Annotated in this window: 18 protein-coding genes and 1 pseudogene; 13 read left to right on the top strand and 6 right to left on the bottom strand. The window is 65.2% G+C overall.

Translation table 11 applies throughout. The features are described 5' to 3' along the window. Positions 1-4 precede the first annotated feature (4 nt). The 6 genes from infB (at position 5) to ASF16_RS21525 (ending at position 8,499) form a co-directional block, all read left to right on the top strand. Positions 5-2,869, top strand: coding sequence for a translation initiation factor IF-2 (gene infB, locus ASF16_RS21550; RefSeq protein ID WP_056172040.1), 2,865 nt, complete (start codon positions 5-7; stop codon positions 2,867-2,869). Between the two features lie 180 nt (positions 2,870-3,049). Continuing rightward, positions 3,050-3,424 carry a 30S ribosome-binding factor RbfA gene (gene rbfA, locus ASF16_RS21545; protein WP_056172037.1) on the top strand — a complete coding sequence of 125 codons (375 nt, stop codon included), beginning with the start codon at positions 3,050-3,052 and terminating at the stop codon, positions 3,422-3,424. A 2-nt stretch (positions 3,425-3,426) separates the two neighbouring features. After that, entirely contained in the window at positions 3,427-4,407 is a 981-nt protein-coding gene (gene truB / locus ASF16_RS21540; RefSeq protein WP_056172035.1) for a tRNA pseudouridine(55) synthase TruB, read from the top strand. Positions 4,408-4,441: 34 nt separating this feature from the next. After that, positions 4,442-6,265 (top strand): translational GTPase TypA, encoded by a 1,824-nt coding sequence (gene typA, locus ASF16_RS21535; protein WP_056172033.1) that lies wholly within the window; start codon positions 4,442-4,444, stop codon positions 6,263-6,265. 155 nt (positions 6,266-6,420) lie between these two features. Next, on the top strand, positions 6,421-7,305 hold the full coding sequence (locus ASF16_RS21530; protein WP_200926954.1) for a DMT family transporter: 885 nt from the start codon (positions 6,421-6,423) through the stop codon (positions 7,303-7,305). Positions 7,306-7,395: 90 nt separating this feature from the next. Continuing rightward, entirely contained in the window at positions 7,396-8,499 is a 1,104-nt protein-coding gene (locus tag ASF16_RS21525; RefSeq protein WP_056172031.1) for an enoyl-CoA hydratase/isomerase family protein, read from the top strand. Between the two features lie 132 nt (positions 8,500-8,631). Here ASF16_RS21525 and ASF16_RS21520 read toward each other — a convergent pair whose 3' ends face one another. The 4 genes from ASF16_RS21520 to smpB form a co-directional block, all read right to left on the bottom strand. Next, positions 8,632-9,528 carry an anti-sigma factor gene (locus tag ASF16_RS21520; protein WP_082517084.1) on the bottom strand — a complete coding sequence of 299 codons (897 nt, stop codon included), beginning with the start codon at positions 9,526-9,528 and terminating at the stop codon, positions 8,632-8,634. Between the two features lie 3 nt (positions 9,529-9,531). Further along, positions 9,532-10,104: an RNA polymerase sigma factor gene (locus ASF16_RS21515; protein WP_056172028.1), complete on the bottom strand. Its 573-nt coding sequence runs from the start codon at positions 10,102-10,104 to the stop codon at positions 9,532-9,534. A gap of 37 nt (positions 10,105-10,141) precedes the next feature. Next, positions 10,142-10,510 (bottom strand): hypothetical protein, encoded by a 369-nt coding sequence (locus tag ASF16_RS21510; protein WP_056172026.1) that lies wholly within the window; start codon positions 10,508-10,510, stop codon positions 10,142-10,144. Between the two features lie 253 nt (positions 10,511-10,763). Beyond that, positions 10,764-11,237: an SsrA-binding protein SmpB gene (gene smpB / locus ASF16_RS21505; RefSeq protein WP_056172023.1), complete on the bottom strand. Its 474-nt coding sequence runs from the start codon at positions 11,235-11,237 to the stop codon at positions 10,764-10,766. Positions 11,238-11,349: 112 nt separating this feature from the next. Here smpB and ASF16_RS21500 point away from each other — a divergent pair, with 112 nt between their 5' ends. Next, positions 11,350-11,790: a type II toxin-antitoxin system RatA family toxin gene (locus ASF16_RS21500; protein ID WP_056172021.1), complete on the top strand. Its 441-nt coding sequence runs from the start codon at positions 11,350-11,352 to the stop codon at positions 11,788-11,790. Beyond that, positions 11,783-12,160 carry an RnfH family protein gene (locus ASF16_RS21495; protein ID WP_056172020.1) on the top strand — a complete coding sequence of 126 codons (378 nt, stop codon included), beginning with the start codon at positions 11,783-11,785 and terminating at the stop codon, positions 12,158-12,160. Before ASF16_RS21500 ends, ASF16_RS21495 begins: the two co-directional genes overlap by 8 nt. A 49-nt stretch (positions 12,161-12,209) precedes the next feature. On the opposite strand, the gene ASF16_RS21490 is transcribed toward ASF16_RS21495, so the two are convergent. Beyond that, positions 12,210-12,746, bottom strand: coding sequence for a DUF4124 domain-containing protein (locus tag ASF16_RS21490; protein ID WP_056172017.1), 537 nt, complete (start codon positions 12,744-12,746; stop codon positions 12,210-12,212). 200 nt (positions 12,747-12,946) lie between these two features. On the opposite strand from ASF16_RS21490, the gene guaB reads away from it, so the two are divergent. From guaB to ASF16_RS21465, 5 genes and pseudogenes are all read left to right on the top strand, one after another. Further along, positions 12,947-14,422 carry an IMP dehydrogenase gene (guaB, locus tag ASF16_RS21485; RefSeq protein ID WP_056172015.1) on the top strand — a complete coding sequence of 492 codons (1,476 nt, stop codon included), beginning with the start codon at positions 12,947-12,949 and terminating at the stop codon, positions 14,420-14,422. Between the two features lie 108 nt (positions 14,423-14,530). Beyond that, positions 14,531-14,797: a type II toxin-antitoxin system Phd/YefM family antitoxin gene (locus ASF16_RS21480; protein ID WP_056172013.1), complete on the top strand. Its 267-nt coding sequence runs from the start codon at positions 14,531-14,533 to the stop codon at positions 14,795-14,797. Next, complete coding sequence (locus tag ASF16_RS21475) at positions 14,794-15,228, top strand: type II toxin-antitoxin system VapC family toxin (protein ID WP_056172011.1); 435 nt, start codon at positions 14,794-14,796, stop codon at positions 15,226-15,228. The genes ASF16_RS21480 and ASF16_RS21475 overlap by 4 nt, the downstream gene beginning before the upstream one ends. 63 nt (positions 15,229-15,291) lie before the next feature. Further along, positions 15,292-16,911 carry a glutamine-hydrolyzing GMP synthase gene (guaA, locus tag ASF16_RS21470; protein WP_056172010.1) on the top strand — a complete coding sequence of 540 codons (1,620 nt, stop codon included), beginning with the start codon at positions 15,292-15,294 and terminating at the stop codon, positions 16,909-16,911. 301 nt (positions 16,912-17,212) lie between these two features. Further along, positions 17,213-18,187, top strand: a pseudogene (locus tag ASF16_RS21465) (tyrosine-type recombinase/integrase); the annotation flags it as partial. 17 nt (positions 18,188-18,204) lie between these two features. On the opposite strand, the gene ASF16_RS21460 reads toward ASF16_RS21465, so the two are convergent. After that, positions 18,205-19,116 carry a LysR family transcriptional regulator gene (locus tag ASF16_RS21460; protein WP_056172008.1) on the bottom strand — a complete coding sequence of 304 codons (912 nt, stop codon included), beginning with the start codon at positions 19,114-19,116 and terminating at the stop codon, positions 18,205-18,207. Positions 19,117-19,210 lie beyond the last annotated feature (94 nt).

The following is a 19,210-nucleotide window of genomic DNA, read 5'->3' as shown; positions in this document are numbered from 1 at the left end:
ATATATGTCCAGTAATACTGTCGCCGAGTTCGCTAACGAACTCAAGAAATCGCCTGAAACCCTGCTCGACCAGCTCAAGGCTGCTGGCGTGGGCAAGGCCGCCCCGTCGGATGCACTGACCGAGTCGGACAAGCAAAAGCTGCTCGCCTACCTGCAGGCCAGCCATGGCACGGCTTCGGCCGACCGCAAGAAGATCACGCTGGTGAAGAAATCCACCAGCGAGATCAAGCAGGCCGATGCCACCGGCAAGGCGCGCACCATCCAGGTGGAAGTGCGCAAGAAGCGCACCTTCATCCAGCGCGATGAAGATGTCGCGACCACGGCCGAATCTGCCGCGCAAGCCGTCGAAGAAGTCGCTGTCTCCAGCGAGGACATCGAACTGGCCCGCCGCGAGGAAGAAGCCCGCGGCCAGGCCGAGCTGATCCGCCGCCAGGAAACCGAGCTGGCCGAAAAGCGTGCCGAGCGCGAAGCCCGCGAAAAGCGCGACCGCGAAGCCGAAGAGCGTGCCGCCGCCTACGCAGCCCAGGAAGCAGAGAAGAAGGCCCAGGCCTCTGCCGTCAAGCAGGAAGCCACCCGCGAACAAGCTGCCGAGGCCGCTGCGCGCAATGCCGCCCAGACCGAAGCCCGCGAAAAGGCCGCTGCTGAATCCAAGGCCCGTGCCGACGAAGAAACCGCACGCGCTGCCGACCTGGACGCCCGCCGCCGCAAGGCCGAGGCCGAAGCTGCCGCCATCCGCTCCATGATGGCCACGCCCAAGAAGGCGGTCATGGTCGCCAAGAAGCCCGAAGAACCCAAGCCAGTGGCCAAGCCCGCTGCCGTGGGCGACGCGAAGAAGGGCACGCTGCACAAGCCGGCCGTTGGCACAGGCGTTGCCCGTGCGGGCGCCCCTGCCGCAGCAGGTGCCGGTGCACCCGGTGCAGGCAAGGAAGTCAAGTCCGCCAAGCTGTCCTCCAGCTGGGCTGGCGACGCTGCCAAGAAGAAAGAAATCAAGACCCGCGGCGACAGCAGCGGCGGTGTCGGCCGCAACAACTGGCGCGGTGGCCCGCGCGGCCGTCGCGGCGACAACCGCGACCACCGTGACGACCACCAGCAGGCAGCCCCGGTGGAGGCGCGCATCATCGAAGTGCACGTTCCCGAAACCATCACGGTGGCGGAGCTGGCACACAAGATGTCGATCAAGGCCAACGAAGTCATCAAGGCCCTGATGAAGATGGGCCAGATGGTCACCATCAACCAGCCGCTGGACCAGGACACCGCCATGATCATGGTGGAAGAAATGGGCCACAAGGCGGTGGTGGCTGCGCTGGACGACCCGGAAGCCTTCACCGACGACGATACGAGCCAGAAGGACGTCGAGCTGTTGCCCCGCGCCCCTGTGGTTACCGTCATGGGCCACGTGGACCATGGCAAGACCTCGCTGCTCGACTACATCCGCCGTGCCAAGGTGGCCGCGGGCGAAGCCGGCGGCATCACGCAGCACATCGGTGCCTACCACGTGGAAACGCCACGCGGCATGGTGTCGTTCCTCGACACCCCCGGTCACGAGGCCTTCACGGCCATGCGTGCCCGCGGTGCCCAGGCGACCGACATCGTGATTCTGGTGGTGGCAGCGGACGACGGCGTCATGCCCCAGACCAAGGAAGCCATCAAGCACGCCAAGGCGGCTGGTGTTCCTATCGTGGTGGCCATCACCAAGGCCGACAAGCCCGATGCCAACCCAGACCGCGTCAAGCAGGAACTGGTGGTCGAAGAAGTGGTGCCTGAAGAATACGGTGGCGATTCGCCATTCGTGCCTGTGTCTTCCAAGACCGGCATGGGCATCGACACGCTGCTCGAACAAGTGCTGCTGCAGGCTGAAGTGCTGGAACTCAAGGCACCGGTCGACTCGCTGGCCAAGGGCCTCGTGATCGAAGCGCAGCTCGACAAGGGCCGCGGCCCTGTGGCGACCGTGCTGGTGCAGTCCGGTACCCTCAAGGTCGGCGACATCGTGCTGGCAGGCCAGACCTATGGCCGCGTGCGCGCCATGCTGGACGAAAACGGCAAGGTGGCCAAGACAGCAGGCCCGTCGATCCCGGTGGAAATCCAGGGTCTGACCGAAGTGCCTCAGGCCGGCGACGAATTCATGGTGCTCACGGACGAACGCCGTGCCCGCGAAATCGCGACCTACCGTGCCGGCAAGTTCCGCAACACCAAGCTGGCCAAGCAGCAGGCCGCGAAGCTCGAGAACATGTTCGCCGACATGACGGCAGGCGAAGTGAAGATGCTGCCTATCATCGTCAAGGCCGACGTGCAGGGTTCGCAGGAAGCGCTGGCGCAGTCGCTGCTCAAGCTGTCGACCGACGAAGTCAAGGTGCAACTGGTGTACGCCGCAGTGGGCGCCATCAGCGAGTCGGACATCAACCTGGCGATCGCCTCCAAGGCCATCGTGATCGGCTTCAACGTACGGGCAGATGCCGGTGCACGCAAGCTGGCCGAAGGCAATGGCGTCGATCTGCACTACTACAGCATCATTTACGACGCTGTGGACGAGCTGCGCGTGGCCATGTCCGGCATGCTGGCTCCAGAGCAGCGCGAGGAAATCATCGGTACGGCCGAGATCCGCACGGTGTTCGTGGCGACCAAGATCGGCACGATTGCCGGTTCGTACATCACCTCGGGCATGGTCCATCGCAACGCACGCTTCCGCCTGCTGCGCGACAACGTGGTGGTCTACACCGGCGAAGTCGATTCGATCAAGCGCCTCAAGGACGATGTCAAGGATGTCAAGGAAGGCTTTGAGTGCGGTATCAAGCTCAAGAACTACAACGACATCAAGGAAGGCGATCACCTCGAATTCTTCGACATCAAGGAAATCGCCCGGACTCTGTGATGCACGCTTGCACTACCAACCACTGCCAGCGCCCTGCAGGCGCGGTGATGCACGCAGGCCTTCAACAGGCTGCGGAGCACACCGTGCTGGCAGGCGCCATGGAACTGGCTTCGCCAGGCCATGGGCGTCGCCCCCCGGAAGGGGGAGGGCGCGACGCGACACAGGGGAGGTATTGACACTATGGCTGCCAAGAAGAAATCTGCCACCCCCAACCGCGCCTTCAAGGTCGCCGATCAGATCCAGCGCGATCTGACGGAGCTGATCGCGCGCGAGTTGAAGGACCCGCGTGTGGGCATGGTGACGCTGCAAGGCGTGGAGGTCACTCCCGACTATGCGCACGCCAAGGTGTTCTTCAGCCTGCTGACGGGCGACCCTGTGGAAACGCAGGCTGCGCTCAACCAGGCTGCGGGCTTCCTGCGCAACGGATTGTTCAAGCGCCTGCACATCCACACCGTGCCTACGCTGCACTTCGTGTTCGACCGCACCTCCGAGCGTGCGGCCGACATGAACGCCTTGATCGCCAAGGCTGTGTCTTCGCGCGCTAAAGAGGAATAGTCATGCACGCGCCTCGCACCAGGGTGCAGCGGCGCCCTGTGCACGGGGTGTTGCTGCTGGATAAACCGCTCGGCCTGTCGAGCAACGACGCTTTGCAAAAGGCGAAGTGGCTGCTGCGCGCCGAAAAAGCGGGCCACACCGGCACGCTCGACCCGCTGGCCACCGGCGTGTTGCCGCTGTGCTTCGGCGCTGCCACCAAGTTCAGCCAGCTGCAGCTCGACGCCCCCAAGACCTACGAAGCCGTAGCGCTGCTGGGCACCACCACCACCACCGGCGATGCCGAGGGCGATGTGGTGGAGCGCCGCGCCGTGGTGCTGGCAGACCTCACGCCCGAGCGCCTGGCCGCCGTGCAGCAGCAGTTCACCGGCCCCATCAAACAAGTACCGCCCATGCACAGCGCCCTGAAGAAGGACGGCAAGGCGTTGTACGAGTACGCCCGCGCAGGCATCGAAGTGGAGCGGCCCGCACGCGACGTGGTGATCCACGCGCTGTCCCTCGCGCTGCTGGCGGACAACCCGGACGCCATCGCTGTCCGGATGGTGGTGCGCTGCAGCAAGGGCACGTACATCCGCACGCTGGGCGAAGACGTGGGCGCCGCGCTGGGCGTGGGGGCCCACCTGACCTTTCTTCGGCGCATCGATACCGGTGGTATCGGTGTGGAGCGCTGCGTCACGCTGGCAGAACTCGAAGCCATGGAGGAGGGCGCGCGGCTTGCGCAGCTCGAGCCGCCGGAATCACTTTTGGCACAACATGTGCGTGTCACGCTGGACAGCGAGAATGCCGCTCGCTTCCTATCGGGCGTACGCCGCCGTGGTACCTGGCCAGACGCCGGTGCCGTGGCGGTGTTTGGCGACGCGCCCCCAGCGCTGCTGGGGGTGGGCCACATCGTTGGCGGGGAGCTGGTGCCCGACAGGCTCCTGAGTCCGCTGGAAATTCAACAAATTTTGGAAGGCACGCCGCATCCCGCGCCACATCCCGCTTGAGGGACAGGGCACGGCAAGGCACATTGGAAAAACTATGACGAAACAGATCCGCAACATCGCCATCATCGCCCACGTTGACCATGGCAAAACCACCATGGTCGACCAACTGCTGCGCCAGTCCGGCACGTTCGCCGACCACGAAAAAGTGGTCGACACCGTGATGGACAACAACGCGATTGAAAAAGAGCGTGGCATCACCATCCTGGCCAAGAACTGCGCCGTGAGCTGGGAAGGCACCCACATCAACATCGTGGACACCCCTGGTCACGCGGACTTCGGCGGCGAAGTGGAACGTGCCCTGTCCATGGTGGACAGCGTGGTGCTGCTGATCGATGCGCAAGAGGGCCCCATGCCCCAGACGCGTTTCGTGACCAAGAAGGCCCTGGCCCTGGGCCTGCGCCCCATCCTGGTGGTCAACAAGGTGGACAAGCCCGGTGCCAACCCCGACAAGGTCGTGAACGCAGCGTTCGACCTGTTCGACAAGCTGGGTGCCACCGACGAGCAACTGGACTTCCCCGTGGTGTATGCCTCGGGCATCAACGGCTGGTCGTCGCTCGAAGAAGGCGCTCCTGGCGAGCAGTGGGGCCCCGACATGTCGGCCCTGTTCAACACCATCCTCAAGCACGTTCCCCCGAACTCGGGTGATGCCAATGCCCCCCTGCAGCTGCAGATCTCGGCGCTGGACTTCTCCACGTTCGTGGGCCGCATCGGCGTGGGCCGCATCAGCCAGGGCACCATCAAGCCCATGATGGACGTGGTCGTCATGGAAGGCCCCGATGGCAAGGCCGTCAAGGGCCGCGTCAATCAGGTGCTGACGTTCCAGGGCCTGGATCGCATGCAGACGCCGCTGGCCGGCCCTGGCGACATCGTGCTGATCAACGGCATCGAAGACATCGGTATCGGCGTGACCGTGACCGACCCGGCCAACCCCTCGCCGCTGCCCATGCTGAAGGTGGACGAGCCCACGCTGACCATGAACTTCTGCGTGAACACCTCGCCACTGGCAGGCCGCGAAGGCAAGTTCGTGACCAGCCGCCAGATCTGGGACCGCCTGCAAAAGGAACTCCAGCACAACGTGGCGCTGCGTGTGAAGGAAACCGACGAAGAAGGTATCTTCGAAGTGATGGGCCGCGGTGAACTGCACCTGACCATCCTCTTGGAAAACATGCGCCGCGAAGGCTACGAGCTGGCTGTGTCCAAGCCCCGCGTGGTGTTCAAGGACGTGAACGGCGAAAAGCACGAGCCTATCGAGCTGGTGACGGCCGACATCGAAGAAGGCCACCAAGGCGGCGTGATGCAAGCCCTGGGCGAGCGCAAGGGCGAGCTGGTGAACATGGAGCCGGACGGCCGTGGCCGCGTGCGCCTGGAGTACCGCATTCCTGCGCGGGGCCTGATCGGCTTCACCAACGAATTCCTGAACCTGACGCGTGGCTCGGGCCTGATCAGCAACATCTTCGACAGCTACGAGCCGCACAAGGGCGATATCGGCGGTCGCAAGAACGGCGTGCTGATCTCCATGGACGACGGTGAAATCTTCACCTACGCCCTGGGCAAGCTGGACGACCGCGGCCGCATGTTCGTGAAGGCGAACGACCCCGTGTACGAAGGCATGATTGTCGGCATCCACAGCCGCGACAACGACCTGATCGTGAACGCCACGCGCACCAAGCAGCTGACCAACTTCCGCGTGTCCGGCAAGGAAGACGCGATCAAGATCACGCCGCCCATCGACGCCACGCTGGAATACGCTGTGGAATTCATCGAGGACGACGAGCTGGTCGAGATCACGCCCAAGTCGATCCGCATCCGCAAGCGCTTCTTGACCGAAAACGAGCGCAAGCGCGCAGGCCGCTCCTGAGTTGCCGGCGTGAAGACGCTGCATTCTGTAGAGTGAGCGCACGCAGGGGCTGAGGTTTGTACCGAGGTTTCCTGTTTGTCGCACAAAGGGCCACTGCCATGCTGTGGCCCTTTTTTCATTTCTGACGCCCCACCGCAATCCACTGCATACGCCCCATGTTCTTGCCCAAGCTCACGCACTCCCGCGCCGTGGTCCTGATGGTGGCGGTCACGTTGATGTGGTCCATCGCGGGCGTGGTCACGCGCCACCTGGAGGCCGCGCGCAGCTTCGAGGTCACCTTCTGGCGCAGCCTGTTCACGGTGCTGGCGCTGCTGGTGATATTGCCGCTGCTGCAGGGGCGGGCGGTGTTCGCGTCCTTGCGCCACAGCGGCCGGGCGCTGTGGATATCGGGCCTGTGCTGGAGCGTGATGTTCACCGCCTTCATGGTGGCCATCCTGCTCATGCCCGTGGCCAACGTGCTGGTGACGATGGCGGCGGCCCCGCTGCTCACGGCGCTGTTTGCGCGTGTCTTCATCGGCCACCACATCGCGCCCCGCACCTGGGTGGCCATCGGCGTGGCGGCGCTGGGCATCGGGTGGATATATGGCTCGCAGATGGCGGGCCTGCCGATCATGGGCACGCTGGTGGCTTTGTGCGTGCCGGTGGCCGGTGCCGTGAACTGGACGGTGGTGCAGCACTCGCAGCGCCACGGCCACGCGGTGGACCTTGTGCCTGCGGTGCTGGTGGGCGCGGTGCTGTCGGTGGTGGCGACGCTGCCGCTCGCGCTGCCATTTCAGGCGTCGGCACACGACCTGTGGCTGCTTGCGCTGCTGGGCGTGGTGCAACTGGCCATACCGTGTGTGCTGGCCGTGCGCTGCGGGCAGGTGCTGAAAGCGCCGGAGATCGCGCTGCTCAGTTTGCTGGAGGTGATCTTCGGTATCTTGCTCGCCTGGCTGGGTGCGGGCGAAGAGCCCGGCGCCGCGGTGCTGGGCGGCGGTGCGCTGGTGATCGGCGCGCTGGTGTTCAATGAGGTCATGGGGGCGCGGCGCGCCTCGCAGTGAGCAAGGCGCAGCGCGGCCGGGAATGCAGCGCATGCCGCAGTGGGTGCGCATTTCAGTGTGTGTGAAACCTACCTTTTTAAGGAATAAAAAATGACGGAGACAGTGGCAGTGGTGGACAAAGAAGTTCTGAGCGAAGTGCGGGGCCAGGTGGGCCTGATCACCTTGAACCGCCCGCGCGCGCTCAATGCGTTGTCGCTGGGCATGGTGCGCGATCTCATGGGCGTGCTGCTGGCGTGGCAAAACGATGCGCGGGTGCTGGCCGTGGCCATTCGCGGCAGCAACAAGGAAGGGTCTTTTGGCGCCTTCTGCGCGGGCGGGGACATCCGCTTTTTGCACCAGGCCGGCAGCCAGGGCAACCCCCAGCTCGAAGACTTCTTCACCGAGGAATACGCGCTCAACCACCTCATCCACACCTACGGCAAGCCCTACATCGCCTTCATGGACGGCATCGTGATGGGCGGCGGCATGGGCATCAGCCAGGGTGCCGCGCTGCGCGTGGTGACCGAGCGCACGAAGATGGCCATGCCGGAGACCGCCATCGGCCTGTTCCCGGACGTGGGTGGCGGGTACTTCCTGAGCCGCTGCCCCGGCCGCGTGGGCGAGTGGCTGGCCCTGACGGGCGACACCATCGGTGCCGACGAAGCCATCGCCAGCCACCTGGCCGATGGGCGCGTGCCTTCGGACCAGTTGCCTGCAGTGTGGGAGGCCCTGGCCACGCAGACGTTTGCGGACGGGGCAGCAGTCAAAAACTATGTTGCTACAAAATTTGTAGCTGCTAGCGCCCATCCATCCAGCGGTAGGGCCGATATTGACCAGTATTTTGCGCTGCCCAGCGTGGGCGACATCGTGCGGGCACTGGAGTCTGCCGACAGCGATTGGGCGCGTACCACGGCGGCCACGCTGCGCAAGCGCTCGCCGCTGATGCTGCACGTGGTGCTGGAGCAGGTCCGCCGCGCCCGCGACATGGGCCTGGCCGACGACCTGCGCATGGAGCGCGACATGGTGCGCCACTGCTTTTACCTGCGCCCCGGCCAGAGCGAGACGGTGGAAGGCATCCGCGCGCTGGCCGTGGACAAGGACCACGCGCCAAGGTGGAACCCCGCGCGCATCGAAGACGTGACGCCCGACATGGTGGCGCCGTTCTTTGCGAGCCCCTGGCCTGCGCACGCGCATCCGCTGGTCGCGCTGGCCTGATACGGCGTCGCCTTCCACTGTCTCACGCCGTGGGTTCGCCTTGTCGTGCTTCAGCTATTGCGAGTATTTGCAACGCCGCAAACTTCCCGAGACCGCAGATGCCCACGGCGCGGTGATTCGTGCAGAGGCTCCCTAGAGCTGTCTGTACACCGCCGACGCCAGCACCAGCAGTTGCTGGCGTGATAGGCGGCCGCTGAGCGCATAGCCAAAGCCCTGGTCCACCCAGTAAAAGCCAGGGACCGGTCCGTCGCTGGTGAACTGGAAGGCGGTTTCTTCGGCATCGGGCTTCTTCGGTGCAGCCGTTGCCGCGCCGGGCTGGCCTACGGCGACGGCGCCCAGGTACAGGGTGATCCGCGCACCTTGGGCGTTCTGGTACATGAACTGCGCGCGCGCACCCGCATCTCCGGGCGCGCCGGGCAGCAGGCGGCCACCCACCAGCTCGTAACCTTCGTCGGCCAGCACGGGCAGCTTGAGCGGGCGGCTCAGTCGTTTGGACAGCCACTGCACCAGGTGTTCCTGTTGGGCTGCGGGCACCTCCACGGCGTGCCGCACCTCGGGCTGGTACACCGCGTGCGCGACCGCAGCCTGCTGGGCAAAGCGTTGGCCGGTGCTGGCCAACACGAGCGTCGGCGCGTCGGGGCGGCCCGTGCCGGGCCACAGGCTGCGTCCGGTCCAGCCCAGGGCAAAAGCCATCAGTACCGACGCCGCCATGCCGCCCCAGCGCCACCACTGGGTCTGCCGCTGCTGGCGCACCGACGCGCGCTGTGCCGCGGCCAGCAGGGCTTCGGGCACGGGCTCGGTGAGCAGGCCGTGGTGCAGGCCGCGCAGTTGCTGGCGTTGGTGCTGCCAGTGGGTCACGGTCTCTTCGGCGCCCGCCTGGCGTTCTAGCTTGTCGCGCAGTGCCGCCGCCTGCGTCGGCGGGAGGCGACCGTCCACCAGCGCATGCCACGCGGCGGCTTCATCGCCGTCGGCGGGTGGAGGAGGGGGGTGGTGCTTGTGGTCCATGGCGGGCTGGCGTGCATCAAACATGGGTTATTTGAGGCGGCGCAATGTGGGTGGCTGGCCGGTGGGATGGGGAAGAGGCTGGGGCGCAGGTTGCTGCGCGGTGGTTGTCACCGCGCCCGGCGCTGGTGCCGGTGGCCGCTCCATCAACAGGCGCAGGCGGCTGCGGGCCCGGGACAGGCGCGACATCACCGTGCCCACGGGGATGCCCAGCACCCGCGCGGTATCGGCATAGTCCATGTCCTCCAGCGTCACCAGCAGCAACACGGCGCGCTGGTCGGGTGGCAGGCGCTGCAGGCAGCGCTCCAGGTCCAGCGCGTCGTCCCCCATGCCGGCGCTGCTGCCTTGCAGGGTATCGTGCAGGTCGTCGATGCCCGCATGGGGCCAGGGCGGTTGGGTGCGCACCTGGTTCAGGTACAGGTTGTGCATCAGCGTGAAGAGCCACGCCCGCAGGTCGCTGCCGGTGCGCCACAGCAGCCACTTGCTGCAGGCGCGCTCCAGCGTGTCCTGCACCAGGTCGTCCGCTGCCCAGGCATCGCCCGTCAGCACCCGCGCATACCTGCGCAGGGCGGGCAACTGCTCGACGACCTGGGTGCGGTTCATGCAGACCGTTTGGTGCGCTTCGAGGCGGCCGGGTCCATCAGGGCTTGGCGGTGCGCCAGGCCTGGTTCACGCCGTCGCCTGTCTTGTCGCCGGGCTTGGTGTCCTTGACCCAGTAGTACAGCGGCTTGCCCTTGTAGGCCAGCTGGGTCTTGCCGTCGTCGCGCGTGATCACGCTGTAGTCGCCGCCGGGCGCCTTGGCGGCCATCAGCGGTGGCCAGTTGGTGGCACAGGGGCCGTTGCAGACCGACTTGCCGCTGCCGGTGGCGTCGCGGTCAAAGGTGTACAGCGTCATGCCGCCAGCGCCCACCAGCACGCCGTCCATGGTCTTCACAGGGCCATCGGCCGCCATGGTGGAGCAGCCGGCAATGGCAATTAAAGCGGCGAGGGACAAGAAGGTCTTTTTCATGGTGTCTCCAGGTGGAAGAAGAGGGTTTGCAGACAACGGCGCATGCCGCCTTGCAACTCCATGAACACCGCGGCGCAGCGGTTTATTCCACTGCGCATGAAAAAACTAAATACATCCAACGCGCACAGGCGGCAAAACTGGCGCGATCCAAGCCAGCGCCCCCGTGCAAGGGCCGCCAAGCTGCGAAGCGGCGCTCCGATTGTGGACACCGGGGCGTCCCCCTCGGGGGCAAGGCGCGCAGCGCCTCAGGGGGCTATCGACTTCTGCTTTTCATCGCGCGTTCCACCTCGCGCTTGCCTTCGCGGTCCTTGATGGTGTCGCGCTTGTCGTGCTCGGCCTTGCCTTTGGCCAGGGCGATATCGCACTTCACGTAGCCGTTCTTCCAGTGCAGGTTCAGTGGCACCAGTGTGTAGCCCTTTTGCTCGACCTTGACGATCAGGTGCTTGATGTCGTCCTTCTTGAGCAGCAGTTTCTTGGTGCGGATGGCGTCGGGGTTGACGTGGGTCGACGCGGTCTTGAGCGGGTTGATCTGGCAGCCCATCAGGAACATTTCGCCCTCGCGGATCAGCACGTAGCCATCGGTCAGCTGCACCTTGCCTTCGCGAAGGGCCTTCACTTCCCAGCCGTACAGGACGACGCCTGCCTCGTGGCGTTCTTCGAAGAAATAGTTGTAGGCCGCCTTTTTGTTGTCGGCAATGCGGGCAGTGGGATCGGGTTTCTTGGCCATTGGGTTTAGATGCGGCACAAACCGGGAGATAAAAGGCCTCCCTACAATGTTGTCGTCGCAACAGCGATTCTAATTTCTCCGGCTTGCGCGCTTTCGCTCAAGCTCCGTCTGCATGAAAACCGTCCACAAGTCCGTCCTCATCTGGTACAGCCCAGAAGAAATGTTTGCCCTGGTCACCGGGGTGGAGCACTATCCCCAGTTCCTGCCCTGGTGCGACCACGCCGCCGTGCTGGAGCACACCAGCGAGGGCATGACCGCGGAGGTGGGCATCTCCTTCAGCGGAATCCGCCAGACCTTCGTGACCCGCAATACGCACGAGGCCGGCAAGCGCGTGCAGATGCACCTCGTCAAAGGGCCCTTTTCCCAACTGGAGGGCGACTGGCACTTTCACACGGTGGGCGACGGCAGCCAGCGCGCCTGCAAGGTGGAGTTGCTGCTGCACTACGGCTTTGACAGCACGGCCCTCGCTGCGCTGGTAGGGCCGGTGTTCGATCGCATTGCGGGCAGCATGGTGGATGCCTTCGTCAAGCGCGCCGAGCAAGTGTATGGCTGAGGCGCCCGGGGCCGCGTCGGCAGCCGCACCGGCGCTCGTCCCGGTGACTGTGGCCGTCTGCCTGGCGCCGCGGGAGGTGCGCGAATGGACTCTGGAGCTGCCTGCTGGTGCCACGGTGCAAGACGCGCTGCAGGCCTGTGACGTGGACGTTCAGGGCCTGCAGAAGGCGGCTTCCGGTGTCGCCGCCGTGGGCATCTGGGGGCGGCCTGCAGCGCTGGATGCCGTGCTCAAGGGCCAGGATCGGGTCGAGGTCTACAGGGCCTTGACGGTAGACCCCAAGGTCGCGCGCCGCGAGCGCTTTGCGCGGCAGGGTGCGCGCACGACCGGGCTGTTTGCCAAGCAGCGCCCGGGCGGCAAGTCAGGCTACTGACGTTGCGGGCTAGCCCATTGGTGCTGGCGACCAGCGCCAGCGCTGGCCATTAACGCTTGCAGTCGGCGGCGATGATGCCGTCCAGCCGCTTGGTTTCCGCTGCGCGGCCTGCTTCATCAAGGAAGATGCGCTCGCCCTGCGCATTCGACTGGGTGATGGGCCTGCCGGAGTCGAATGCCGCCTTGGCTTGCCGAGCACGGTTGCAGTTGTCGGCTTTGGCTTTGGCCACCTTGTCTTCTTCGGCCTTCTTCTTGGCGGCCTCGGCGGCTTCGGCCTGGGCTTTCTTCTCTTCCAGAGCCTTGTCCTTGCCGCTGCCCGCGGCGCTGGCGGCAGCACGGGGTGCTGTAGATGCAGCGTCGGCCGCTGCAGCGGCGGGGGTGCCGTCCGCCGGGACCGCTGCGGGAGCGGCTATGGTCGGCCGGCCACCGCTGGGCTGTTTCAGAATGCTCTTGTCGGGGATTTCCTGTGGCGGGGGCCGGTCACTGAAGACCTTGCGGCCGTCTTTGTCGATCCACTGCCATTGCGCTGCTGCGCCCATGGCCCAGGTGCAGGCAATGGCCAGCAGGAGAAGCTTGTGCGTTTTCATGCAAACAAGTTTAGCCGCCAGCCTGTGGCACTGCCAGTGCCATCGGATAGGCGGTGCTTTTGGCGCGACACATTGCACGGACCGGGTGGCATTTTTGCCTCTGAAGGCTGCCGGCATAGGCGCCACACCGCGTTTTGCCTGCTCCCTCAGCCTGCAAGCCGCACAGGGCGCGGGTACAATCCGTCTTTTGGAGCCTTCTCATGCGCCTTCTTGGAAAAGCGCTCACCTTCGACGATGTGTTGCTGGTGCCAGCGTACTCCCAGGTCCTGCCCAAGGACACGTCCCTCGCGACGAAACTCTCCCGTAACATCCAGCTGAACCTGCCTCTCGTGTCCGCCGCCATGGACACCGTGACCGAGGCGCGCCTGGCCATTGCCATTGCCCAGGAGGGTGGCATCGGCATCGTGCACAAGAACCTCACGGCGCAGGAGCAGGCCGCCCAGGTGGCCAAGGTCAAGCGCTACGAGTCCGGTGTGCTGCGGGACCCCGTGGTCATCACCCCCGAGCACACCGTGCTGCAGGTGCTGCAGCTGTCCGAGCAACTGGGCATCTCGGGCTTCCCGGTGTGCGACGGCGGCAAGGTGGTGGGCATCGTTACCGGCCGTGATCTGCGCTTTGAAACGCGCTACGACGTCAAGGTCCACCAGATCATGACGCCCCGCGAAAAGCTGATCACCGTCAACGAAAAGGAAGGCACCTCGCCTGCCGAAGCCAAGGCGCTGCTCAACAAGCACAAGCTCGAGCGCATCCTGGTCGTGAACGACGCGTTCGAGCTCAAGGGCCTGATCACCGTCAAGGACATCACCAAGCAAACCAGCTTCCCCAACGCCGCCCGCGACCCCTCGGGCCGCCTGCGCGTGGGCGCCGCTGTCGGCGTGGGCGAGGGCACCGAAGAGCGTGTCGAAGCCCTGGTCAAGGCCGGTGTGGACGCCATTGTGGTCGACACCGCCCACGGCCACAGCCGCGGCGTGATCGAGCGCGTGCGCTGGGTCAAGCAAAACTACCCACAGATCGACGTGATCGGCGGCAACATCGCCACCGGTGCGGCTGCGCTGGCACTCGTCGAGGCGGGTGTCGATGCGGTCAAGGTCGGTATCGGCCCAGGCTCCATCTGCACCACCCGCATCGTGGCCGGTGTGGGCGTGCCCCAGATCATGGCCATCGACAGCGTGGCCACCGCCCTCAAGGGCACCGGCGTGCCGCTGATCGCGGATGGCGGCGTGCGCTACAGCGGCGACATCGCCAAGGCGTTGGCCGCGGGCGCCAGCACCATCATGATGGGCGGCATGTTCGCAGGCACCGAAGAAGCGCCTGGCGAAGTCATCCTGTTCCAGGGCCGCAGCTACAAGAGCTACCGCGGCATGGGCAGCATCGGCGCCATGCAGCAGGGCAGCGCCGACCGCTACTTCCAGGAGTCGACCACCGGCAACCCCAACGCCGACAAGCTTGTGCCCGAAGGCATCGAAGGCCGCGTGCCCTACAAGGGCTCCATGGTCTCCATCGTCTTCCAGATGGCTGGTGGCGTGCGCGCCGCCATGGGCTACTGCGGTTGCGCCACCATCGACGACATGAACAACAAGGCCGAGTTCGTCGAGATCACCACTGCCGGTATCCGCGAAAGCCACGTGCACGATGTGCAGATCACCAAGGAAGCCCCGAACTACAGGGCTGACTGAGCACTGCCGATCCAATCTGGCCTGATTGAAAATATCAGGTCAGAATGATATAGTCTGGTCTGAATTCATCATTCAGGCCAGACTTTTCTTTTTGGGGCACGCGCATCCATGCAGTCCGTCGGTATCTACGAAGCCAAGAGCAGGTTCTCCGCCCTGATCGAGCTGGTCGAGCAGGGCGAAGAAGTGCGCATCACCCGCCACGGCAAAGAAGTGGTGCGCCTGCTGCCCGTGCGTCGCCGTCCGGTCATCACCGACGAGCAGATCGCCCGCGAACTGGGCCAGATGGATGCGCTGCACGCCAGCATCCGCCCCGCGGCCGAGGTTGCTGCCGCCCCCGACACATTGCGCCGCAAGGGCAGGGCCGCAGCAGCATGACCGCCTTCGTCCTCGACGCCTCCGTCACCGCCGCCTGGCTGCTGCCCGATGCCGCCAGCGAGCACACCCGCCGCCTGTACACCCTGATCCGCCGCGACGAGGTCGAGCCCCAGGCCCCCAACCTCTGGCAGTGGGAGTGCAGCAACCTCATCAGCAGCGGTGTGCACAGCGGCCGCATCCCGCCCGCCTCGGTCGAAGGCCTGTGGGGCGTGCTCGAAGCCATACGCCACCGCGTGGAGCTGCACGAGCTGGCCCCCGCCCAGCACAAGGCCGTGATGGACGTGGCGCTCGACACCGGCCTGCCCACCTTCGACGCGGCCTACCTATGGCTGGCCCGCTCGCTGCGCCTGCCCCTGGCCACGTTCGACCCCGAGCAGGCCGCTGCAGCCCAGCGCAGCGGCGTCCAACTGCTGGACCTGTCCACCCTCTGAGTTGGCCCGCACCGCCGCATCCTCCGCATTTTTCTTTTTTATCCCCTCGACGCCACCACCGCCATGCAACACCAGAAAATCCTCATCCTCGATTTCGGCTCGCAAGTCACCCAGCTCATCGCCCGCCGCGTGCGCGAAGCCAACGTGTACTGCGAAGTGCACCCTTGTGACGTGACGGACGAGTGGGTGCGTGACTACGCCAAGGACGGCTCGCTCAAGGGCATCATCCTGTCCGGCAGCCACGCCAGCGTGTACGAAGACACGACCGACAAGGCGCCCGAAGCCGTGTTCCAGCTCGGCCTGCCCGTACTCGGCATCTGCTACGGCATGCAGACCATGGCGCACCAGCTGGGCGGCAAGGTCGAAGGCGGCCATAAGCGCGAGTTCGGCTTTGCCGCCGTGCGCGCCCGCGGCCACACCGCGCTGCTCAAGGACATCGCCGACTTCACCACGCCTGAAGGCCACGGCATGCTCAACGTCTGGATGAGCCACGGCGACAAGGTCACCGAGCTGCCCCCGGGCTTCAAGCTCATGGCCAGCACCGACAGCTGCCCCATCGCCGGCATGGCCGACGAAGAGCGCCGCTTCTACGCCCTGCAGTTCCACCCCGAAGTCACGCACACCGTGCAGGGCAGGGCGCTGCTCGACCGCTTCGTGCTCGGCATCTGCGGCACCCGCCCCGATTGGGTCATGCGCGACCACATCGCCGAAGCTGTGGAGCAGATCCGTCAGCAGGTGGGTGATGAGGAAGTCATCCTCGGCCTGTCGGGCGGCGTCGATTCCTCCGTGGCCGCAGCGCTGATCCACCGCGCCATCGGCGACCAGCTCACCTGCGTGTTCGTCGACCATGGCCTGCTGCGCCTGAACGAAGGCGACATGGTCATGGACATGTTCGTCGGCAAACTGCACGCCAAGGTCATCCGCGTGGACGCGAGCGACCTGTTCCTGGGCAAGCTGGCCGGCGTGAGCGAGCCCGAAGCCAAGCGCAAGATCATCGGCGGCCTGTTCGTCGACGTGTTCAAGGCCGAGGCTGCCAAGCTCAAGGCCGGCGACGGCGGCCACAAGGGCGCCACCTTCCTGGCCCAGGGCACCATCTACCCCGACGTCATCGAATCCGGCGGCGCCAAGAGCAAGAAGGCCGTCACCATCAAGAGCCACCACAACGTGGGCGGACTGCCGGAGCAACTGGGTTTGAAGCTGTTGGAGCCTCTGCGCGATTTGTTCAAGGACGAAGTGCGCGAACTCGGCGTGGCCCTTGGCCTGCCGCCCGAAATGGTCTACCGCCACCCCTTCCCCGGCCCCGGCCTGGGTGTGCGCATTCTGGGCGAGGTGAAGAAAGAGTACGCCGACCTGCTGCGCCGCGCTGACGCGATCTTCATCGAAGAGCTGCGCAACCATGTGGACGAAGCCACCGGCAAGACCTGGTACGACCTCACCAGCCAGGCCTTCACCGTCTTCCTGCCGGTCAAGAGCGTGGGCGTGATGGGCGATGGCCGCACTTATGACTACGTCGTCGCCCTGCGCGCCGTGCAGACCAGCGACTTCATGACCGCCGACTGGGCCGAGCTGCCGTATGCGCTGCTAAAGAAGGTGTCGGGGCGCATCATCAACGAGGTGCGGGGCATCAACCGCGTGACATACGACGTGAGCAGCAAGCCGCCAGCGACGATTGAGTGGGAGTGAAATCAGGTCCTTCGGGAGTTATCGCTACCTATCGAAAATCCGCCGTAACGTGTTGATTTCAAAGGAAATACGTCACGGAAGCTATCGGTGACTATCGCCGGGCAGCGCAACGGATTGACGGTAGAGGTGACGGTAAGAACCGGAGGCCGGATTAAGACCTTCTTGTTTACTATCGAGACCAAATCGGTCTTTGACGGTAAATCACTCCTCTGGAAAGCTTGCTTCATGCGGCCTTCCGGGCATCAGCAGGTCTCCTGACCCCTGACGGTAAAAGCCGTCATGAACAGGAGGAAAAACCTCGATGCTTACCGACACCGCACTGCGTAATTTCAAGCCCAAGCCCAAGACTTACAAGGCTTCCGACCGTGATGGCATGTACGTGACGGTATCGCCCACCGGCACCGGCACCTTCCGCTTCGATTACCGTCTCAACGGCCGGCGGGAGACGCTCACCATTGGCCGGTATGGGCTGTCCGGTATTTCGCTGGCGATGGCCCGCGAAAAGCTGCTGGATGCCAAGAAGGCCGTCGCCCAGGGCAAGTCCCCGGCGCATTAGAAGCAGCGCGAGAAGCGCCGCCTGACCGCCGCCAAGAACTTTGGCGACATGACCGCTCAATGGCTGGCTGGCGCCCGGATGGCCGACAGCACGCGAGCGATGCGCAAGAGCATCGTCGATCGGGACATCCTGCCGGCCTTCAAGAACCGCTTGCTCAACGAAATCACCGCCGATGACCTGCGCGCCTTGTGCGGCAAGGTGAAGGGGCGCGGGGCACCAGCCACTGCGGTGCATGTCCGCGACATCGTGAAGCAGGTCTATGCCTTCGCCATCCTGCATGGTGAGAAAGTGGACAACCCGGCGGCCGACGTGGGCGCGGCTTCTATTGCGACCTTCGTGCCCAAGGACCGTGCCTTGTCGCCCTTGGAGATCCGTCTGATGTCGCGGCAGATGGAGTCGGTGGCTACTTATCCCACTATCCGGCTGGCGTTGCGCATGATCCTGTTGACGCTGGTGCGCAAGAGCGAACTGATCGAGGCTACCTGGGACGAGGTCGATTTCGAGAACGCGACCTGGACCATTCCGAAGCAGCGGATGAAGGGGCGCAACCCGCATGTGGTCTACCTGTCGCGCCAGGCGCTGGACATTCTGGTGGCGCTGCACACCTGTGCGGCCGGATCGAAGTTCGTGCTGCCGTCGCGCTACGACTCCGACCGGAGCATGTCCCACGCGACCCTCAACCGGGTCACGCAGATCGTGGCGCAGCGGGCGAAGGCTGCGGTGGGCAGGGGCGCATGCTACAGCGCCGCTGCCAGCGCCGCCACCTGGTCCCTGAGCCACTGCTGCGCCGGGTGCGCGTCATTGCGCCGGTGCCACATGAGGTCGTAGCCAATCACCGGCAGCGTGACGGGCGGCGTGAACGATGCCAGCTCGCGCCAGTGCGGCGAGTGGCCCGCCACGCGGCCCATCACCGTGGCCACCATGTCGGTCTGCGCCACCATGCTGGGGGCGGCGAACATCTGCGGCAGCGCCAGGCCCAGCGTGCGGCGCTGGCCCAGGTAGGCCAGTGCCTGGTCGACCAGGCCGTGGCGGTCGCCCTCGGGCGAGACCAGCACATGGCGCAGTGCCAGGAAGACCTGCATGCTCATCCCATCCTTCACCGCCGGGTGGCCGCGGCGCACGATGGTGATGAACTCGTCGCGCATGACGGAGCGCGTGAGGATGCGGTTTTCTGCCTGGGTGGGCGGCACGCCGATGGCCGCGTCGATGGTGCCGGCATCGAGCAGGTCCACCGCGCTGTCGCGGCTGCCGATGGCGTGCACCGACAGCGACAGCCCGGGGCCCAGTTTCTCGAGCGCCCGGGTGAGCAATGGCAGCAGCACGAAGGCCGGGTATTCCGACAGGCCCAGCGTGAAGGTCATGGCGCTGGTGGCGGGCTCGAACTGCTCTTTGGGCAACAGTGCGGCCTTGATCTGCTGCAGCGCCTGCGATACCGGCCCGGCCAGTTCGCGTGCCTTGGGCGTGGGCACCAAGCCCTGCGCGCTGCGCAGGAACAGGGGGTCGTTGAACAGCGTGCGCAAACGCGACAACGCGGCGCTCATCGCGGGCTGGCTGACGCCCACGCGCACGGCGGCGCGGGTCACGTTGCGCTCGCTCACCAGCGCGTCGAAAGCGGCCAGCAGGTTCAGGTCGATGCCATGAAAATCCATAAATCAAATAATAATTTATATCGGTTATCTGTTGGACAGATTGTGACCGGGTCTTGAGAATTCACCTACCGCTTCTCAAAACCCCCTTCACCCC

Origin of the sequence: Acidovorax sp. Leaf78, from assembly GCF_001422735.1 — a bacterium.
Taxonomy (GTDB): Bacteria; Pseudomonadota; Gammaproteobacteria; order Burkholderiales; family Burkholderiaceae_C; genus Acidovorax.
The sequence above is the reverse complement of the archived record's forward strand: the minus strand, read 5'-3'. Positions and strand labels throughout refer to the sequence as shown.

What these genes read in the sequence shown, in the direction of transcription:
- infB (WP_056172040.1), top strand. Translation starts at nt 5, where the DNA reads ATGTCCAGTAATACTGTCGCCGAGTTCGCTAACGAACTCAAGAAATCG.
- rbfA (WP_056172037.1), top strand. Translation starts at nt 3,050, where the DNA reads ATGGCTGCCAAGAAGAAATCTGCCACCCCCAACCGCGCCTTCAAGGTC.
- truB (WP_056172035.1), top strand. Translation starts at nt 3,427, where the DNA reads ATGCACGCGCCTCGCACCAGGGTGCAGCGGCGCCCTGTGCACGGGGTG.
- typA (WP_056172033.1), top strand. Translation starts at nt 4,442, where the DNA reads ATGACGAAACAGATCCGCAACATCGCCATCATCGCCCACGTTGACCAT.
- ASF16_RS21530 (WP_200926954.1), top strand. Translation starts at nt 6,421, where the DNA reads ATGTTCTTGCCCAAGCTCACGCACTCCCGCGCCGTGGTCCTGATGGTG.
- ASF16_RS21525 (WP_056172031.1), top strand. Translation starts at nt 7,396, where the DNA reads ATGACGGAGACAGTGGCAGTGGTGGACAAAGAAGTTCTGAGCGAAGTG.
- ASF16_RS21520 (WP_082517084.1), bottom strand. Translation starts at nt 9,528, where the DNA reads ATGTTTGATGCACGCCAGCCCGCCATGGACCACAAGCACCACCCCCCT.
- ASF16_RS21515 (WP_056172028.1), bottom strand. Translation starts at nt 10,104, where the DNA reads ATGAACCGCACCCAGGTCGTCGAGCAGTTGCCCGCCCTGCGCAGGTAT.
- ASF16_RS21510 (WP_056172026.1), bottom strand. Translation starts at nt 10,510, where the DNA reads ATGAAAAAGACCTTCTTGTCCCTCGCCGCTTTAATTGCCATTGCCGGC.
- smpB (WP_056172023.1), bottom strand. Translation starts at nt 11,237, where the DNA reads ATGGCCAAGAAACCCGATCCCACTGCCCGCATTGCCGACAACAAAAAG.
- ASF16_RS21500 (WP_056172021.1), top strand. Translation starts at nt 11,350, where the DNA reads ATGAAAACCGTCCACAAGTCCGTCCTCATCTGGTACAGCCCAGAAGAA.
- ASF16_RS21495 (WP_056172020.1), top strand. Translation starts at nt 11,783, where the DNA reads ATGGCTGAGGCGCCCGGGGCCGCGTCGGCAGCCGCACCGGCGCTCGTC.
- ASF16_RS21490 (WP_056172017.1), bottom strand. Translation starts at nt 12,746, where the DNA reads ATGAAAACGCACAAGCTTCTCCTGCTGGCCATTGCCTGCACCTGGGCC.
- guaB (WP_056172015.1), top strand. Translation starts at nt 12,947, where the DNA reads ATGCGCCTTCTTGGAAAAGCGCTCACCTTCGACGATGTGTTGCTGGTG.
- ASF16_RS21480 (WP_056172013.1), top strand. Translation starts at nt 14,531, where the DNA reads ATGCAGTCCGTCGGTATCTACGAAGCCAAGAGCAGGTTCTCCGCCCTG.
- ASF16_RS21475 (WP_056172011.1), top strand. Translation starts at nt 14,794, where the DNA reads ATGACCGCCTTCGTCCTCGACGCCTCCGTCACCGCCGCCTGGCTGCTG.
- guaA (WP_056172010.1), top strand. Translation starts at nt 15,292, where the DNA reads ATGCAACACCAGAAAATCCTCATCCTCGATTTCGGCTCGCAAGTCACC.
- ASF16_RS21460 (WP_056172008.1), bottom strand. Translation starts at nt 19,116, where the DNA reads ATGGATTTTCATGGCATCGACCTGAACCTGCTGGCCGCTTTCGACGCG.